The organism is Streptomyces sp. NPDC021093, from assembly GCF_044333135.1.
Taxonomy (GTDB): Bacteria; Actinomycetota; Actinomycetes; order Streptomycetales; family Streptomycetaceae; genus Streptomyces.
In genome coordinates, this window is sequence record NZ_JBIRQJ010000011.1 from 226318 (window position 1) to 242079 (window position 15762).

Consider the following 15762-nt stretch of genomic DNA (forward strand, 5'->3'; position numbering starts at 1 on the left):
TCAGCGGGGTCCGGGGAGGGTGACCGACGCGGTGAGGCCGCCGCCGGGGGCCGGACGCAGGTCCAGGGTGCCGCCGTGCGCGTCGACGATGCCGGAGACGATGGCCAGCCCCAGGCCGTGGCCGCGCGGCGAGCCCCCGGTGGTGCCCGCCAGCCGGCCACGGCCGCGCAGGAAGGGTTCGGCGTACGTGGCGACCGCCTCGGGCCGGAGCTGCTCGCCGGTGCTCGTCACGGTCAGCGTGGACTGCCCGGCGGGGGTGGTGCCGGTGGTCAGGGTGACGGTGCCGCCGGTGGGCAGGTTGTGCCGCAGGCCGTTCTGCAGCAGGTTGAGGGCGGCCTGGCGCAGCAGGACGGCGTTGCCGGTGACCGGGGCGGGCAGGGTTTCGGCGGAGACGGTGATGCCCCGCTCGGCGGCCTCCTCGCCGATCAGGCCGAGGGACTCGGTGGCGGCCTCCGCCAAGTCGGCCGAATCCAGGGCGAGTTCGGTGCGGTCCAGGGCCGACAGCTGGAGCAGCGCCTCGACGATCTCGATGCCGCGCTGGTTGGTCTCGTACAGCCGGGAGACCAGCCGCCCGTAGTCCTGGCCCGACGGGTCGGCGACCGCGACGTCCAGCATGGTGCGGGAGACGGTGAGGGGGGTGCGCAGCTCGTGCGAGGCGTTCGCGGTGAAGCGGCGCTGTGCCTCGAAGGACTCCTGGATGCGGCCCAGCATGTGGTCGAAGGTGTCGGAGAGATCCGTGAACTCGTCGCGCCTGCCGGTGAGTCCGATGCGGTGCTCCAGCGAACCGGCGGCGGCCCGGTCGGCCGCCCGGGTGATCTCCTGCAGCGGGCGCAGCACCCGGCCCGCGATGATCCAGCCCCCGGCGAGGCCGATCACGGTGACGACGAGGAGGGCGAGGGCGGAGTACTGCACCACCTGGTGCAGGATCTCGCCCCGGGTGGGGGCGACGGCGTTGTCGCGCGGATTCGACGCCGTGAGCGGGTAGTTGGGGATCTTGTACATGGCCACGTAGACGACGGCCAGGGCGAGCGCGCCCGCGACGACGGCGAACAGGGCGTAGCTGAGCGTCAGCCGAAGGCGGGCGGAGAGGCGGCGGGGACGGGTCGCGGCAGGGTCCTGGGCAGTGCGGAGGGGGGTGCGGGGGGTGTTCACGGCGTTCATACGGAGGGGTCTGATCCTTCGTCGAGGCGGTAGCCGACGCCGGGCACGGTGTGGATGGCCCACGGCTGGCCGAGTCGCTTGCGCAGGGTGGAAATGGTGATGCGGACCGCGTTGGTGAACGGGTCGGCGTGCTCGTCCCAGGCCTTCTCCAGCAGGCTCTCCGCGCTGACGACACCGCCCCGGGCGGCCATCAGGACCTCCAGTACGGCGAACTGCTTACGGGTGAGCGAGACGTAGCGGCCCGAGCGGAACACCTCGCGGCGGAACGGGTCCAGGCGCAGATCCCCGTGTTCGAGGATCGGCGGAGCGCTGTCCTTGGGGCGACGGGCCAGCGAGCGCAGCCGTACGACGAGCTCCTTCAGGTCGAAGGGCTTGGTGAGGTAGTCGTCGGCGCCGAGTTCGAAACCGGTGACCTTCTCGTCGAGGTGGCCCGCCGCGGTCAGCATCAGCACGCGACAGCCGAGCCGGCGCTCCACGATGGTGCGGCAGACGTCGTCGCCGTGCGTGCCGGGGATGTCGCGGTCGAGCACGACCACGTCGTACGGGTACAGGCCGAGGCGTTCGAGGGCGGTGTCGCCGTCCCCGGCGATGTCGGCGGCGATGGCCTCCAGCCGGAGCCCCGCCTGGACGGCCTCCGCGAGATAGAGCTCGTCCTCGACGATCAGCACGCGCATCGGCGGGTTCTCCCTGTGCTTGTGGTGCTTGGCGCACTCGTTCTGTTCGTGGTGCTTGTCGTACGGGCGTCCGGTCCGCCGCCCCATGGAACTACGGCGGGCATATCGGGAACGTATCCGGAACTCGAAACGTCCGGGCAACACGGCGCCCGCTCCACTGGAGGTATTGCACAGCGGCCCCCGGATCCGGGGGACACACGCCGTCCGGAGGAACACATGCGTGAAGTGAAGCGGGCCCGCATCTGGGGGACGGCGGGAGGACTCGTCCTCGCGGGCGCGGTGGGAGTGGGAGCGGCCGCGGTCCTGACGACCGACTCGGGCATGGGGACGCGGGTGGAGGCGGCGGAGGCGGGGGCGGGAGCCCCGGCGGTGCCGCCCGGCGGACGGCCGGGGCCGGACGGGAAGCCTCCGGCGGGCGGTGCGCCGAACCAGGGCGGTGCCCCGAACGAGGACGGTGCGCCGAACGAGGACGGTGCGGCGGACGCGGGCGACGGCGCCGTCCCCGCGGCCCGCACGCTGACGCCCTTCGACACCGGGCACTCCGCTCTGCGCAACCTCGACCCCGCCCTGCTCAAGGCGGTCCAGGCGGCGGCGAAGGACGCCAAGAAGGACGGGGTCGACTTCTTCGTGACCTCGGGCTGGCGCAGCAAGGAGTACCAGCACCGGCTGCTCGACGAGGGCGTGATCAAGTACGGCGGTCTTGAGCGGGCGCGGCAGTTCGTGAAGACGCCGGAGACGTCCGAGCACGCGCTGGGCAGGGCGATCGACATCGGCCCCACGAACGCGGACGACTGGCTCATCCGCAAGGGCGCGGCGTACGGCCTGTGCCAGGTCTACGGCAACGAGATGTGGCACTTCGAGCTGCGCACGGAGCCGGGCGGCACGTGCCCGGCGCTGAAGGCGGATGCGGCGGGGTGAAGCCGATGAGCCGAAACAGGTCCGAGCGCACACTTCCTCCGAAGGGCAGCATGGCATGACGCACGTACGCAACGATCCCTATCCGGACGTGTACATCGGCGGGGGGTTCTCGGAGGCGGGGGCGGAGGCGGAGGCGGAGGCGGGGACACGGTCCGGGGACGGGGCTTCGGGATCGGATCCTTCCGAGCCGGATCCTGATGAGCAGAATTCCGTTGGGCCGGATCCCGTTGGGCAGGATCCCGCGGGGCCGGATCCCGTCGCGGCGGATCCCGTTGCCCCGGCGCCGTTCCGTCGGTGGGTCCAGCGGCTGAGTCCCGTTCCCGCTCCCGGTGGCAGCCACTGGCGGCGGGGGAGGGTCGCAGCGGTCTGTGCTGTTCTCGTGGGGTTCCTGCCGCTCGTCCACGCCGCCGTGCCCAACTCCGTCGGCAATCTGGGCAGTCTGCTGGAGACGGTGCTGCCCTGGGCCGGGCTGGCCGTTCCCTTCGCGCTGGCAGCGGCGGTGCGGCGGCGTTCGGCGTCGGCCGCCGTGGCGGCGGGGGTCGCCGCCGTGCTGTGGCTCGGCGCGTTCTGGCCGGCGGTGGCTGCCGGGTCGGCCGCCGAGAAGCCGAATCTGACCGTCGTGACGCACAACGTGGGTGCCGAGAACCCCGACCCCGGTGGAACCGCGCGCACCCTGCTCGCCGCAGGCCCGGACCTGGTGGCGCTGGAGGAGATCACCGACGGTGCGCTCCCGGCCTACCGGCGGGCTCTGGACAAGGCGCTGCCGTACTCCGTGCGGATCGGGACCGTCGCCCTGTGGAGCCGCCACCCCCTGGCCGACACCCGGCGGGTCGTCCTCGACCCGGGCTGGAGCAGGTCGCTGCGGGCCGAGGTCCGTACCCCCGGCGGTCCGGTCGCTGTGTACGTGGTGCACCTGCCGTCGGTACGGGTCGGTCTCTTCGGCTTCGGTACGGGTGCACGCGACCGGAACATCCAGGAGCTGGACCGGGTGCTGGCCCAGGAGCGGCGGGACAAGGTGCTGCTGCTCGGGGATCTCAACGGCAGCACCGGCGACCGCAGCCTGGCTCCTCTCGTGGGCAGGCTGCGGCCGGTGCAGGACGTGGTGGGCGGGGGGTTCGGGTTCAGCTGGCCCGCGGCGTTTCCGCTGACGCGGCTGGACCATGTGCTGAGTCGTGGGGTGGTGCCGGTGGAGGCGTGGACTCTTGGCGGGACGGGGAGCGACCATGTGCCGGTGGCGGCGCGGGTGCGGGTCTAGGGGCGGAGTCGGTACGGCTGCGCCGGGCGTCCTCAAACACCGGACGGGCTGATCGCGCGTGCCCTCTCGAAGCGCGTGCGTCCCTCGGCCAGGTCCACGATCGGGGCCGGGTAGGCGAAGCGGGCCCGGACCCGGGCTTCCAGGCGCCAGGGCTGGTGGACCGCCGGGCCCGCGAGGTCCGCGAGCTCCGGGACCCAGCGCCGTACGTAGTCGCCCTGCGGGTCGAAGCGCTTCGCCTGGGTGAGGGGGTTCAGCAGGCGGTTGGGGCGGGTGTCCGTGCCCGTGCCCGCCGCCCACTGCCAGTTCAGCTGGTTGTTCGCCACGTCGCCGTCGACCAGGAGGGAGAGGAAGTGCCGGGCGCCCACCCGCCAGTCCACGTACAGGGTCTTGGTGAGGAAGGCGGCGACCAGCAGCCGGCCCCGGTTGTGCATCCAGCCCTCGTGCGCGAGCTGCCGCATCGCCGCGTCGACCACCGGGTACCCGGTCAGGCCCGCCTTCCAGGCCGCGATCTCCTCCGGGGCGGAGCGCCAACGGTCGTTCCTGTCACGGTAGTTGGACCAGGAGGCGGCGGGGCGTGCCGCGAGCACCTGGTGGTGGAAGTCCCGCCAGGCCAGCTGCCGTACGAACGCCTCCGCGCCCGTACCGCCCTTCCGCCGGGCCCGGTGCACCGCTTCCACCGGTGACAGGCATCCGAAGTGGAAGTACGGGGAGAGCCTCGACGTCGCGTCGCCCGGCAGGTCGTCGTGGCGGGCCTCGTACGCCTCGATGCCCGAAGCGGTGTCCGAAAGCCAGGAGTTGAGGCGCTTGCGGGCCGTGCGTTCGCCGCCCGTCGCCAGGGCGGGGGAGGTGGACCCGATCGCCGCGCGCGACGGCAGCCGGTCGCTCGCCACCCGCTCCGGCACCCGTACCGTCCTCGGTGCCGCGACGACCGCGCGCGTGCCCGCCGCCTCCCACCTGCGGTGGTACGGCGTGAACACCGCGAAGTGGTCCTTGTCCGAGCCCGCCGGGGTCTGCGCGCCCGGTGCCAGCACCGTGACCACCGCATCGTGCACCGTCAGCTCGCAGCGGGCCCGCGCGAGCGCCGTCCGCAGCCGTTCCTCGCGGTGCGCGGCGTACCCGCTCGCCCCGCCCGCCACGTGCACCGCCCGCGCTCCGGTCTCGGTCACCACCCGGGCGACCTCCTCGACGACCGCTCCGGTACGGACCACCAGCCGGCCGCCGCGGTCGCGCAGCTCCGCGTCCAGGTCCGCCAGGCAGTCGGCGAGGAACGCGCGCCGGTTCGGCGCCGCGAAGCCCGCGGCCCGTACCCCGTCGTCGAGCACGAACAGCGGCACCACTTCGTCGGCGTCGCGCAGCGCGGCCCGCAGCACGGGCTGGTCGTGGACGCGCAGGTCGGAGGTGAAGAGGGCGACGGCGGTACGGGGCGCCGTACTGCCGTCCGACCTCGTGCGGCTCGTACTGCCGTCCGACCTCGTGCGGCTCGTACGGCTCGTACGGCTCGTACGGCTCATGCGGGGAACCCCATCAGTGCGACCGGCGCCGACGTCGGTGCGGCGGATCCGCCGGCCGGCTCCACCGTGATGCCCATGCCAGACGCCCTGCCGACCGGGCCGTCCAGCAGGACCGCGTCCGTGCGCGCGGCCGGGTTCAGCAGGCCCGCCGCGCGCATGGTGCCGCCGTCGTCGAACCACAGCTGGTAGACCTTGCCCGCCGGTGGCCGCGGCAGTCCGGAGGTAACGAAAGCGGCCCGGTCGCGGCTGCGTGAGACGACGACCGTCGCCGACGCCCCGTCCGCCAGTTTCCCCGTGGTCGCCCTCGCGTCCGGCGCGGCCAGCACCGCTGCCAGCGCCTCGGCCCTGCCCTGCGCCGCCTGCGCCTGCTGCTGCGCGTCCTTCGCCTCCTGGTGCTGCCACACGGCGATCCCGCCGAACGCGGCGGCAGCCGCCACGCACGCGGCCAGGGCGAAGCGGGAGGCGGTCCGACCGTACCGGGTCCGCGGGTGTCCCTGACGTACCGTCAAGGGGCCTTCCTGGCGTTCGGTGGCGATCCGCCGCAGCACCTGGTCCTTCAGGTGGCCGGGCGGCGTCTCGGTCATCGCCCGGCCCAACCGGGCCGCGGTGGAGGTCAGTTCGGCCACTTCCCGGGTGCAGGACGGGCAGGCGGCGAGATGGCGTTCGAAGGCCGCCCGCTCGTCATCGGGCAGGGAGTGCAGTGCGTACGCCCCGGTCAGCGTGTGCAGTTCGGCGGTGCTCATGCGCCCACCCCCAGGCAGTCGCGCAGCCGGATCAGTCCGTCGCGCATACGGGTCTTGACCGTCCCCAGCGGCACGGAGAGGAGTTCGGCGACCTCGCGGTAGGCGAGGCCGCGGTAGTACGCGAGGGTCACCGACTGGCGCTGGAGCTCGGTGAGGGTGCGCAGACAGCGGCGCACCTGCTCGCGTTCGAGGCGCGCCTCGACCTGCTCGGTGACCTCGTCGTACGCGGGCGTACGGTCGAGCAGCGCGGCCCGCTGCTCGCGGTCGGCCGACGCCTGTGCCGAGCGCACCCGGTCGACGGCCCGGCGGTGCGCCATGGTGAGCACCCAGGTCATGCCGCTGCCCCGGGCCGGCTGGAAGCGGGCGGCGGTGCGCCACACCTCCACCAGGACCTCCTGAGCGACCTCCTCGGACTGCGCCGGATCCCGCAGCACGCTGCGGACCAGGCCCAGGACAGGTCCGCTGACCAGGTCGTACACCCGGCCGAATGCCTCCTGGTCGCCCCTGGCCACCCGGCCGATGAGCTCCTGGAGCCCATCGGGTCCGGGGGCGGGTGTGCCTTGAACGCGGACGGCTTCTCTCACGCGACTTTCCTTCGCTGACGGCGGGGCGGGCGGTCCACTCCCACCGGGTATTCGGAGGAGGTGGGACGGTGGGTTGGTCGCCCCGCCCACGATTCTCCGGTCAGCTGCGGCCCGCGGCGCTGTAGGCGCTCCGGTCGGGGGCCGCCCGGCGGGTCCTTGCCGTGTGCAGTGCGCGGATCGCAAGGAAGACCAGCAGGCCGAGCGGCGACAGCAGGATCGTGAACAGCAGCAGCGGGCCCATCAGCAGCGGATGCAGATTCATCTTCCGCGCCTCCAGGAACATCCACTGCCCGATCAAGAGGTCCCAGGCGATGACCTGCGCCCAGATCGCGCCCGCGCCGCCTCCCAGGGCCGTCAGTTCCCGGAAGCCCGCCAGGCTCGGGCTGCTGACCGCCGCCCACAGCTCGGGGAAGACCGGGACCGCCATCGCCAGATAGACGGCCAGGACCGGCAGCACCGTCAGCGGTGAGAGCGCGATCCGTACGGTCCAGCCCCAGCGCGGCGCGAGGATCATCAGCAGCCAGAACGGGGAGGCGAGGAAGAACGCCAGGCCGAAGAGGGTGTGGGTCATGCCGCGAGTTCCTTGTCGTCCCGGTCGGGGCCGCGGTGGTGCGCGGGGCGGGCGCGGAGGGAGAAGGCGATCCCGGCGGCGGTGAGGACGGCGATCGCGCCCGCCGCGATCAGGGTCGTCGCGTCCGGACGGATCAGCGCCTGTCCGCGCAGCGCCTGCCAGGTCACCAGGGCGAGAAGGGCGGTGTACGCGGTGGCGGCGACGGCCGTCAGGCGCAGCCGGATCACCGGGTCGGCGAGCCGGGCGGCGCGCGGGGCCAGCGCCACCAGCAACAGGGCGAGCAGCGGCAGGAGTTGGAGCGAGTGCATGCCGACGAAGTGCGGTACGCGCAGGTCGCCGCCGGTGGTCTCCCAGCCGGTCACGGCCATCGAGGGGCCGCCGTCGGTGATGCCCACGCCGTGTGCCCCGGTGGTGTCCTCGATGCCCGCCTCGCGTTGGGCGGAGGTCTGCGGCGTCATCAGGAAGCCGAGCGCGGTCCCGGCGAGGGCGAGCACCGCACCGGCCTTCACAGCGAGGGAGGTCGCCCGGTCGAGGATCCGGGCCCTCAGCAGGAGTACGGCTATGACCAGGGTGCCCAGCCACAGCACCGCCACGGTCAGGCCCATCACGGCGAACACGGCGCCGTCGAACGAGGATTCCGAGTTGAAGTGACTGCGCTTGCCGCGGACCGCCTGGCCCACGATCAGCACCATTTCCAGGAGGCTCGCCACGGCGACGACGCTCCCGGCCCACTTGCCGGCCTTGGCCGCCCGTCCCCGGGGCAGCAGCGACACCATCCAGGCCAGCGCCAGGCCGTAGGCGGCGAACGACGCCGAGAACTTGAACGGCTTGAACCACACCGGAGAGTTGACGACCGTGCGGTCGTCGACGATCAGTCCGATGCCGGTTAATACGGTGGAAGCGATCATCAGGGCCGAGAAGACGACCAGAGGTCGGTGCCAGGCACGCCAGTCAGGCATGAGTTTCCCCCATGAATGCAATGGATAGTGGTACTCGCCACTATCGGATAGCTAAACTATCCATGCGGGGCTGGGAGTTGGCAAGGCCCTTGAGTAGGAAGAGAGGTGAACGGGCAGTGCGCATAGGTGAGTTGAGCCGCAGGACCGGCGTTCCGGTCCCGACGATCAAGTACTACGTTCGTGAAGGGCTGCTCCCCGCAGGGGAGTTGACCAGCCCGAACCAGGCGAAGTACGGGGGCGAGCACGAGCGGCGGCTGCGCCTGATCCGCGCGCTCCTGGGCGCGGGGAAGCTGTCGCTTGCCCGGATCGGCGAGATCCTCGCGGCGGTGGACGACACCACGCAGCCGACGCACAAACTGCTCGGCGCGGTGGCGGGAGCGGTGGCGTCGCCGAGCGCGGTCGGAGCCGGGGAGCCGTCGGACGCGGCCCGCAGACAGGTGGCCGAACTGTCGGAGCGGCGCGGCTGGTTCGTGCCGCAGGGCCACCCGGACAGCGAGGCACTCGCCCGCACGCTGAGCGAGGCGGAACGGCTCGGCCACGAGGAGTTCGCGGTGGCGCTCGACGCGTACGCGGAGGCGGCGGAGAAGGTGGCGCGGGCGGACCTGGAGTACGTCGGGGGGCGGGGGGCGCGGGACGACGTACTGGAGAGTGTGGTGATCGGGATGGTGCTGGGGGACGCGATGTTCGCATCACTGAGGAGGATCGCGCAGGCGGAGGCGTCGGCGCGGATCTATGGGGCGGGGGCGGGTGGCGCACCCAGCCCGTCCGGCGTTTGAGGACGCACGGCCGCAGGCCGTGCACGGGGCGGAGCCCCGGACATCAGCCCCCGCCGGTGCGAGGCGTGCTGCCCCTGGCCCCGCGGCCAGCGGTTCAGGGAAGGGGCGGGGAGGGGCGTGGCCCGCCGCAGGCGCGACCAGCGGCCCGCAGGGTGCTCGGGGGCGGTGCGGGAGCGGGCGCAGGCCGGAGCGAAGGGGGCGGCTCCGCGCGGGGGCCGCCCCCTTGCCCACCCGTCCCGCCCCAGGGGGCGGCCCCTGTGCCCAAGGGGGCTGGGTGTGGCTCCGAGGGTGCGGCTCCCGCGGGTGCCGTTAGGCCGACGCAGTCTCCTGCTCGCGTTCCACCTGCTCGTTCCACTCCCTCTTCACCGCGCGCCACGCGTCGTCGTCCTGGCCGAGGCGCCAGTAACCGGAGATCGAGAGCCGCTCGCGCGGGATCTCGCGCTCCATCCGCAGGTGCCGGCGCAGGTCCTTCACGAAGCCCGCCTCGCCGTGCACGAACGCGTGCACGTCACCCGCCGGGAACTCCAACTCCCGCACCGCTGCGACCAGTTGCTCGCCGACCGGCGCGGAGCCCCGGTGCAGCCAGGTCACCGAGACGCCGTCCGGCGTCACGATCTTCTGTTCCTCGGCCGCGTCCGAGACCTCGACGAAGGCGTGCACCACCGCACCCGTCGGCATCCGCTCCAGCGAGGCCGCGATCGCGGGCAGCGCGCTCTCGTCGCCGACCAGGAGGTGCCAGTCCGCCGCCGGGTCCGGGGCGTACCCGCCGCCGGGACCCAGGAAGCGGACCGTCTCGCCGGCCCGGGCGCGGGCCGCCCACGGGCCGGCCAGGCCCTCGTCGCCGTGCACCACGAAGTCGATCGCCAGCTCGCCCGCCTCCGCGTCCCAGCTGCGGATCGTGTACGTCCGGTTGACCGGCCACTGCTCCGCGGGGAACTCCTCGCGGATGCGGGCCATGTCGAAGGGCTCCGGATAGGTCACGCCGGGTGCCGGGAAGAGCACCTTGACGTAGTGGTCGGTGAACTCGTCGGCGCCGAGGCTCGCGAGGGCCTCGCCGCCGAGGACGACGCGCACCATGTGCGGGGTGATCCGCTCGGTGCGCAGCACCGTCGCCTCGTGCGCTCGCGGTGCCTTGCGGGCCGGTCGTTCTGCCACGGTGTTCTCCCCAAAACGCTGGACGACTGCATCACTTAATTACTTAGGCTTGCCTAAGCTAAGCTAACAGCTCATCGCTGGAGCACCGAGAGCAGGCGCTGCAAAGAACCTCCCAAGCCCCACCGCTCGGCCAGCGCGTCCAGCGCCACGGGGTCGTGCGGCGCGGACGGCAGTGCCGCGTCGAACGGCGGCAGCGGTACGTCCCCCGCGACCCGCACCACCTTCGGCGCCACCGCGATGTACGGCCGCGCCTCGTCCAGCTTCTTGCGCTGGGACGGGGTGAGCTTCGCGGCGGGGTCGTCGACGGCGGCCATGATCCCGGCCAGGTTCCCGTACGTGTCGAGCAGTTTGGCGGCGGTCTTCTCGCCGATCCCGGGCACGCCCGGCAGGCCGTCGCTCGGGTCGCCGCGCAGCAGGGCCAGGTCCACGTACCCCGGGCCGTCCACTCCGTACCTCTCGCGCAGCCAGGCCTCGTCGGTGACCTGGAGCGTGCCGACGCCCTTGAGCGGGTAGAGGATGCGGCGCCCGCGGGCGTCATCGACGAGCTGGAACAGGTCGCGGTCGCCGGTCACGACGTCGACCGGGCCCTCGGCGCGGCCGGTCAGGGTGCCGATCACGTCGTCCGCCTCGTACCCGTCGGAGCCCACCCGGGCGATACCGAGTGCGGCGAGGACCTCCTCGATCACCGGGACCTGCGGGGAGAGGGTGTCGGGGGTCTCCTCCGCGTCGGGGCCGCCCTCGATCTCCTCGGCGACGCGGTGCGCCTTGTAGGAGGGGATGAGGTCGACCCGCCACTGCGGGCGCCAGTCGTTGTCCCAGCAGGCCACCAGGTCGTCCGGCCGGTGGTCCTGGACCAGGCGGGCGATGAAGTCGAGCAGGCCGCGGACCGCGTTGACGGGGGTGCCGTCGGGGGCGCGGACCGAGTCGGGGACCCCGAAATAGGCCCGGTAGTAGAGGGAAGCGGTGTCGAGGAGCATCAGACGTCGAGTCACGCCCCCGATGATGCCGCACACCACCGACACCGCCCCGGACCGACCGACCGGCTCCGGCTCCACGACCGATACCGCCCCGGACCGACCGACCGGCTCCGGCTCCACGGCCGGCCTCGGCCCCGGACCGACCGACTGGCTCGGGCTCCACGGCCGATACCGCCCCGGACCGGCCGACCGGCTCGGGCTCCACGGCCGATACCGCCCCGGACCGGCCGACCGGCTCAGCCTCCACGGCCGACACCGCCCCGGACCGGCCGACCGGCTCAGCCTCCACGGCCGACACCGCCCCGGACCGACCGACCGGCTCCGGCTTCACGACCGACGCCGCCCCTGATCGACCGACCGGCTCCGCCTCCTCGACCGACGCCGCCCCTGACCGACCGACCGGCTCCGCCTCCACGACCTGCCTCCGCCCCCGGCCCCGCCTGCACCGCACGGCTCCGCGACCCCCTCCCCGCGCGTCGGAGATCCGTAAGTGAACTGGATCACTTTCCGTTTGGCTCGTGCCGCCCGGGGCAGGGGCGCCTTCGGAGCGAGCCTGGTCCGAAGTTCAACTTCTTGATTTGAAGCTGCATCTTCCGGCGGGTGAGAGCGGGCCGAATCCGCGCCGCTCCACGACCTGCCCACGGGGGTGGCAGGTCGTCATCGGTTCAACGCGTGAGGTGTATGTGTCCAGGCTGCAAGCCGAAAACCTGTACAAGGTCTTCGGCAGACGACCCAGCGAGGCGGTCAAGAAGCTCGAAAACGGTTCCGACCGCGACGAGCTGCGCGCCGAAGGTACGACCGCCGCGGTGATCGACGCCTCGTTCAGCGTCGAGCCCGGCCAGATATTCGTCGTGATGGGCCTCTCGGGCTCCGGCAAGTCCACGTTGCTGCGCATGCTCAACGGACTGCTCGACCCGACCGCGGGACGCGTCCTCTTCGACGGACAGGACCTGACCGCCCTGTCCCCGAAGGACCTGCGCGACGTGCGCGCCAAGAAGATCTCCATGGTCTTCCAGCACTTCGCGCTCTTCCCGCACCGCAGTGTGCTGGAGAACGCCGCGTACGGCCTCGAAGTGCAGGGCGTCCCGCGCGCCGAGCGCGAGAAGCGCGCCCACGAGGCGCTGGAGATGGCCGGCCTGAAGGGCTGGGAGAAGTCCTGGCCCGACGAGCTGTCCGGCGGCATGCAGCAGCGCGTGGGCCTCGCCCGTGCGCTCGCCACCGACGCCGACCTGCTCCTCATGGACGAGTCGTTCAGCGCGCTCGACCCGCTGATCCGCCGCGACATGCAGGACCAGCTGCTCGAACTCCAGAAGACCCTGAAGAAGACCATCGTCTTCATCACCCACGACCTCAACGAGGCCATGCGCCTCGGCGACAGCATCGCCGTGATGCGGGACGGCCGTATCGTCCAGCTCGGCACCGCCGAGGACATCCTCGTCACGCCCGCCAACGAGTACGTCGCCTCCTTCACCCAGGACGTCGACCGCTCCCGCGTGCTGACGGCAGGCGCCATCATGGCCGAGCCGCACACCGCGATGGGGACGAAGGACGACGAGGGCAAGGAACTGCGCAACCCGCAGGACGTGCTCGCCGCCGCCCCCGCCACGGTCGCCGCGGACACCCCGATCATCGAGCTGTTCACGCCGTGCTCGACGAGCGGGGTGCCCGTCGCCGTGACCGACGCGAAGGGCTCCCTGATCGGCGTCGTCCCGCGCTCCCGGCTGCTCGCCGTGCTCGGCGAGCCGATGGAGCCGACCGCGCCCGCGCCCATGGAGGACGACGAGGCCGACCAGCAGGACGCCACGAACGTGAAGAAGGTGTCCGCAGGTGCCTAGGCTCAACCTCGGCCAGTGGGTCGACTCCGCAGTCGACTGGCTGACCAAGAACCTCGCGTGGCTCTTCGACTTCATCTCCACCGTCGTCGGCGGCATGCAGGAGGGCATCTACGCCGTCCTTGGTGCCCCGCAGCCGCTGCTCATGGCGGGCATCCTCGCCGTCGTCGCCTTCTGGCTGCGCGGTCTGACCGCCGGTGTGCTCTCCTTCGTCGGCTTCGCGCTGATCGACTCCATCGAGCTGTGGGACGACGCCATGTCGACCCTCTCGCTCGTGCTCGTGGCGACCATCATCACGATGATCATCGCGATCCCGCTGGGCATCTGGGCCGCGCGCTCGGACCGCGTCAGCGCCGTGACCCGGCCGGTCATGGACTTCATGCAGACGATGCCCGCGATGGTCTACCTGATCCCCGGCATCCTGTTCTTCGGCGTCGGCGCCGTCCCCGGCATCATCGCCACCATCATCTTCTCGCTGCCCCCGGGCGTGCGCATGACCGAGCTGGGCATCCGGCAGGTCGACGGTGAACTGGTCGAGGCGGCCGAGGCGTTCGGCACCAGGCCCGGCGACATCCTCAAGCGCATCCAGCTGCCGCTGGCCCTGCCGACGATCATGGCCGGCATCAACCAGAAGATCATGCTCTGCCTGTCGATGGTCGTCATCGCGGGCATGGTCGGCGCCGGCGGCCTCGGTGGCGCCGTCTACCGCGCGATCGGCAACGTCGACATCGGCCTCGGCTTCGAGGCGGGCATCTCCATCGTCATCCTGGCGATGTACCTGGACCGCATGACCAGCTCGCTGGGCACCGCCGTCTCCCCGCTGGGCCGGCGCGCCCTGGCCAAGGCCCGCGCCATGGCCGGCGGCACGAAGATCTGGTCGTACCGTCCGCAGCCCGTCGTGGCCGTCGCGGGCATCGTGGTCCTCGCGCTCGTCGCGGGCAGCATGAGCATGTTCGGCGGCAAGAAGGCCGACACCGCGTCCGACCCGGCGCAGATCGGCAAGGGCAAGAAGATCTCCATGGGTTACATCCCGTGGGACGAGGGCATCGCCTCCACCTTCCTCTGGAAGGAGATCCTGGAGCAGCGCGGCTTCGAGGTCGACGCCAAGCAGTACGAGGCGGGCGCCCTCTACACCGGTCAGTCGACGGGTCAGATCGACCTCAACACCGACGCCTGGCTGCCCACCACGCACGCCCAGTACTGGGCGAAGTACAAGGACAAGCTGGAGGACATGGGCGCCTGGTACGGCCCGACCTCCCTGGAGCTGACCGTCCCGGAGTACATGACGGACGTCAACACCATGGACGACCTCAAGGGCAAGGCCGACAAGTTCGGCGGCAAGATCATCGGCATCGAGCCCAGCGCCGGTGAGATGGGCCTGCTCAAGGACAAGGTCCTCGGCGCCTACGGCCTCGACAAGGAGTACAAGCTCGTCGAGGGCTCCACGCCCGGCATGCTGGCCGAGCTGAAGCGCGCGTACGCCAAGAAGGAGCCGATCGTGGTTCCGCTGTGGTCGCCGCACTGGGCGTACAACGAGTACAAGCTCAAGAAGCTCAAGGACCCGAAGGGCGCCTGGGGCAAGGGCGACGGCGTCCACACGCTGGCCCGCAAGGGCTTCTCGGCGGACAACCCCGAGGTCGGCAAGTGGATCAAGGACTTCAAGCTGGACGAGAAGCAGCTCACCAGCCTTGAGGCGCAGATCCAGAAGTCCGGCAAGGGCAAGGAGCAGGAGGCCGTCCGCGTCTGGCTGAAGACCCAGCCCGGCCTGGTCGAGAAGCTCGCCCCGGTGGCCAAGAGCGCCCCGGCCGCAGGCGGCAAGGACGAGCGGGACCGTGCGGTCGAGATGGGCTGGTTCCCCTGGGAAGAGGACATCGCCGCCACGTACCTGTGGAAGAACGTCCTGGAGCAGCGCGGCTACAAGATCAACCTCAAGCAGTTCGAGGTCGGTCCGATGTACGCGGGTCTCGCCGCCGGTGACGTCGACGTCCAGCTCGACGGCTGGCTGCCGTACACGCAGAAGAACTACTGGGACAAGTACAAGGACAAGCTGACCGACGTCGGCTCCTGGTACGGACCCACCTCCGTCGAGATCGCCGTGCCGTCCTACGTCAAGGACGTCAAGTCCCTGGAGGACCTCAAGGGCAAGGGCGAGCGGTTCAAGGGCAAGATCATCGGCATCGAGCCCGGCGCCGCCGCCATGAAGAACGTCAAGGACAACGTCCTTCCCGGCTACGGCCTGGACGGGGAGTACACGCTCGTCGAGGGCTCCACGCCCGCCATGCTGACCGAGCTGAAGCGCGCGTACGCCAAGAAGGAGCCGGTCGCCGTACTGCTGTGGACGCCGCACTGGGCGTACAACGCGTACGAGATGAACAAGCTCACCGACTCCAAGAAGCTCTTCGGCGAGGGCGACCGCCTGCACATCATCGGCAACAAGGACTTCGGCAAGAACTACCCGCAGCTGACCAAGTGGTTCAAGGACTTCAAGCTGGACGAGAAGCAGCTCGCCAGCCTGGAGGACGAGATCCAGAAGCGCGGCACGGGTCACGAGCCGGAGGCCGTCGAGGCCTGGATGAAGGAGAACCCGGGAATCGCGGACAAGATGGCCCCTGCCGCGGGCTGATCGTCCCCTTCCCCCCGCTTTCC

General features: G+C 71.6%; 14 protein-coding genes. 5 read left to right on the forward strand and 9 right to left on the reverse strand.

Annotated elements, in window-relative coordinates; all coding sequences use genetic code 11:
• Both ACH4SP_RS32275 and ACH4SP_RS32280 read right to left on the reverse strand, forming a co-directional pair.
• The gene (locus tag ACH4SP_RS32275) at positions 1-1161 is read right to left on the reverse strand and encodes a sensor histidine kinase (RefSeq protein ID WP_398420130.1); all 1161 of its coding nucleotides are present in this window, start codon (positions 1159-1161) and stop codon (positions 1-3) included.
• A complete protein-coding gene (locus ACH4SP_RS32280) occupies positions 1158-1835 on the reverse strand; it encodes a response regulator transcription factor (RefSeq protein ID WP_398420310.1) in 678 nt (225 codons plus the stop codon). Before ACH4SP_RS32280 ends, ACH4SP_RS32275 begins: the two co-directional genes overlap by 4 nt.
• 216 nt (positions 1836-2051) lie before the next feature.
• Here ACH4SP_RS32280 and ACH4SP_RS32285 point away from each other — a divergent pair, with 216 nt between their 5' ends.
• Together ACH4SP_RS32285 and ACH4SP_RS32290 are read left to right on the forward strand one after the other, a co-directional pair.
• Positions 2052-2753 carry a M15 family metallopeptidase gene (locus ACH4SP_RS32285; RefSeq protein WP_398420131.1) on the forward strand — a complete coding sequence of 234 codons (702 nt, stop codon included), beginning with the start codon at positions 2052-2054 and terminating at the stop codon, positions 2751-2753.
• Between the two features lie 379 nt (positions 2754-3132).
• Positions 3133-4008, forward strand: a complete 876-nt coding sequence (locus tag ACH4SP_RS32290; protein WP_398420133.1) for an endonuclease/exonuclease/phosphatase family protein — start codon at positions 3133-3135, stop codon at positions 4006-4008.
• 32 nt (positions 4009-4040) lie between these two features.
• Here ACH4SP_RS32290 and ACH4SP_RS32295 read toward each other — a convergent pair whose 3' ends face one another.
• The 5 genes from ACH4SP_RS32295 to ACH4SP_RS32315 all read right to left on the reverse strand — a co-directional run bounded on the left by ACH4SP_RS32295 (position 4041) and on the right by ACH4SP_RS32315 (position 8376).
• Positions 4041-5519 carry a cryptochrome/photolyase family protein gene (locus tag ACH4SP_RS32295; protein ID WP_398420135.1) on the reverse strand — a complete coding sequence of 493 codons (1479 nt, stop codon included), beginning with the start codon at positions 5517-5519 and terminating at the stop codon, positions 4041-4043.
• Positions 5516-6262, reverse strand: coding sequence for an anti-sigma factor domain-containing protein (locus ACH4SP_RS32300; RefSeq protein WP_398420137.1), 747 nt, complete (start codon positions 6260-6262; stop codon positions 5516-5518). Before ACH4SP_RS32300 ends, ACH4SP_RS32295 begins: the two co-directional genes overlap by 4 nt.
• Positions 6259-6846 carry a sigma-70 family RNA polymerase sigma factor gene (locus ACH4SP_RS32305; protein ID WP_398420139.1) on the reverse strand — a complete coding sequence of 196 codons (588 nt, stop codon included), beginning with the start codon at positions 6844-6846 and terminating at the stop codon, positions 6259-6261. The genes ACH4SP_RS32300 and ACH4SP_RS32305 overlap by 4 nt, the downstream gene beginning before the upstream one ends.
• A gap of 100 nt (positions 6847-6946) precedes the next feature.
• The gene (locus ACH4SP_RS32310) at positions 6947-7417 is read right to left on the reverse strand and encodes an ABA4-like family protein (RefSeq protein ID WP_398420141.1); all 471 of its coding nucleotides are present in this window, start codon (positions 7415-7417) and stop codon (positions 6947-6949) included.
• A complete protein-coding gene (locus ACH4SP_RS32315; RefSeq protein ID WP_398420143.1) occupies positions 7414-8376 on the reverse strand; it encodes a hypothetical protein in 963 nt (320 codons plus the stop codon). The genes ACH4SP_RS32310 and ACH4SP_RS32315 overlap by 4 nt, the downstream gene beginning before the upstream one ends.
• 116 nt (positions 8377-8492) lie before the next feature.
• Here ACH4SP_RS32315 and ACH4SP_RS32320 point away from each other — a divergent pair, with 116 nt between their 5' ends.
• A complete protein-coding gene (locus tag ACH4SP_RS32320; RefSeq protein ID WP_398420145.1) occupies positions 8493-9152 on the forward strand; it encodes a MerR family transcriptional regulator in 660 nt (219 codons plus the stop codon).
• A 309-nt stretch (positions 9153-9461) separates the two neighbouring features.
• Here ACH4SP_RS32320 and ACH4SP_RS32325 read toward each other — a convergent pair whose 3' ends face one another.
• Together ACH4SP_RS32325 and ACH4SP_RS32330 are read right to left on the reverse strand one after the other, a co-directional pair.
• Positions 9462-10307, reverse strand: a complete 846-nt coding sequence (locus ACH4SP_RS32325; RefSeq protein ID WP_398420149.1) for a siderophore-interacting protein — start codon at positions 10305-10307, stop codon at positions 9462-9464.
• A 71-nt stretch (positions 10308-10378) separates the two neighbouring features.
• A complete protein-coding gene (locus ACH4SP_RS32330; RefSeq protein ID WP_398420312.1) occupies positions 10379-11284 on the reverse strand; it encodes a 5'-3' exonuclease H3TH domain-containing protein in 906 nt (301 codons plus the stop codon).
• 683 nt (positions 11285-11967) lie between these two features.
• Here ACH4SP_RS32330 and ACH4SP_RS32335 point away from each other — a divergent pair.
• Together ACH4SP_RS32335 and ACH4SP_RS32340 are read left to right on the forward strand one after the other, a co-directional pair.
• Positions 11968-13119, forward strand: coding sequence for a glycine betaine/L-proline ABC transporter ATP-binding protein (locus ACH4SP_RS32335; RefSeq protein ID WP_398420151.1), 1152 nt, complete (start codon positions 11968-11970; stop codon positions 13117-13119).
• Complete coding sequence (locus ACH4SP_RS32340) at positions 13112-15739, forward strand: ABC transporter permease/substrate binding protein (RefSeq protein WP_398420153.1); 2628 nt, start codon at positions 13112-13114, stop codon at positions 15737-15739. Before ACH4SP_RS32335 ends, ACH4SP_RS32340 begins: the two co-directional genes overlap by 8 nt.
• Positions 15740-15762 lie beyond the last annotated feature (23 nt).

What these genes read in the sequence shown, in the direction of transcription:
- ACH4SP_RS32275 (WP_398420130.1), bottom strand. Translation starts at nt 1,161, where the DNA reads ATGAACGCCGTGAACACCCCCCGCACCCCCCTCCGCACTGCCCAGGAC.
- ACH4SP_RS32280 (WP_398420310.1), bottom strand. Translation starts at nt 1,835, where the DNA reads ATGCGCGTGCTGATCGTCGAGGACGAGCTCTATCTCGCGGAGGCCGTC.
- ACH4SP_RS32285 (WP_398420131.1), top strand. Translation starts at nt 2,052, where the DNA reads ATGCGTGAAGTGAAGCGGGCCCGCATCTGGGGGACGGCGGGAGGACTC.
- ACH4SP_RS32295 (WP_398420135.1), bottom strand. Translation starts at nt 5,519, where the DNA reads ATGAGCCGTACGAGCCGTACGAGCCGTACGAGCCGCACGAGGTCGGAC.
- ACH4SP_RS32300 (WP_398420137.1), bottom strand. Translation starts at nt 6,262, where the DNA reads ATGAGCACCGCCGAACTGCACACGCTGACCGGGGCGTACGCACTGCAC.
- ACH4SP_RS32310 (WP_398420141.1), bottom strand. Translation starts at nt 7,417, where the DNA reads ATGACCCACACCCTCTTCGGCCTGGCGTTCTTCCTCGCCTCCCCGTTC.
- ACH4SP_RS32315 (WP_398420143.1), bottom strand. Translation starts at nt 8,376, where the DNA reads ATGCCTGACTGGCGTGCCTGGCACCGACCTCTGGTCGTCTTCTCGGCC.
- ACH4SP_RS32330 (WP_398420312.1), bottom strand. Translation starts at nt 11,284, where the DNA reads ATGCTCCTCGACACCGCTTCCCTCTACTACCGGGCCTATTTCGGGGTC.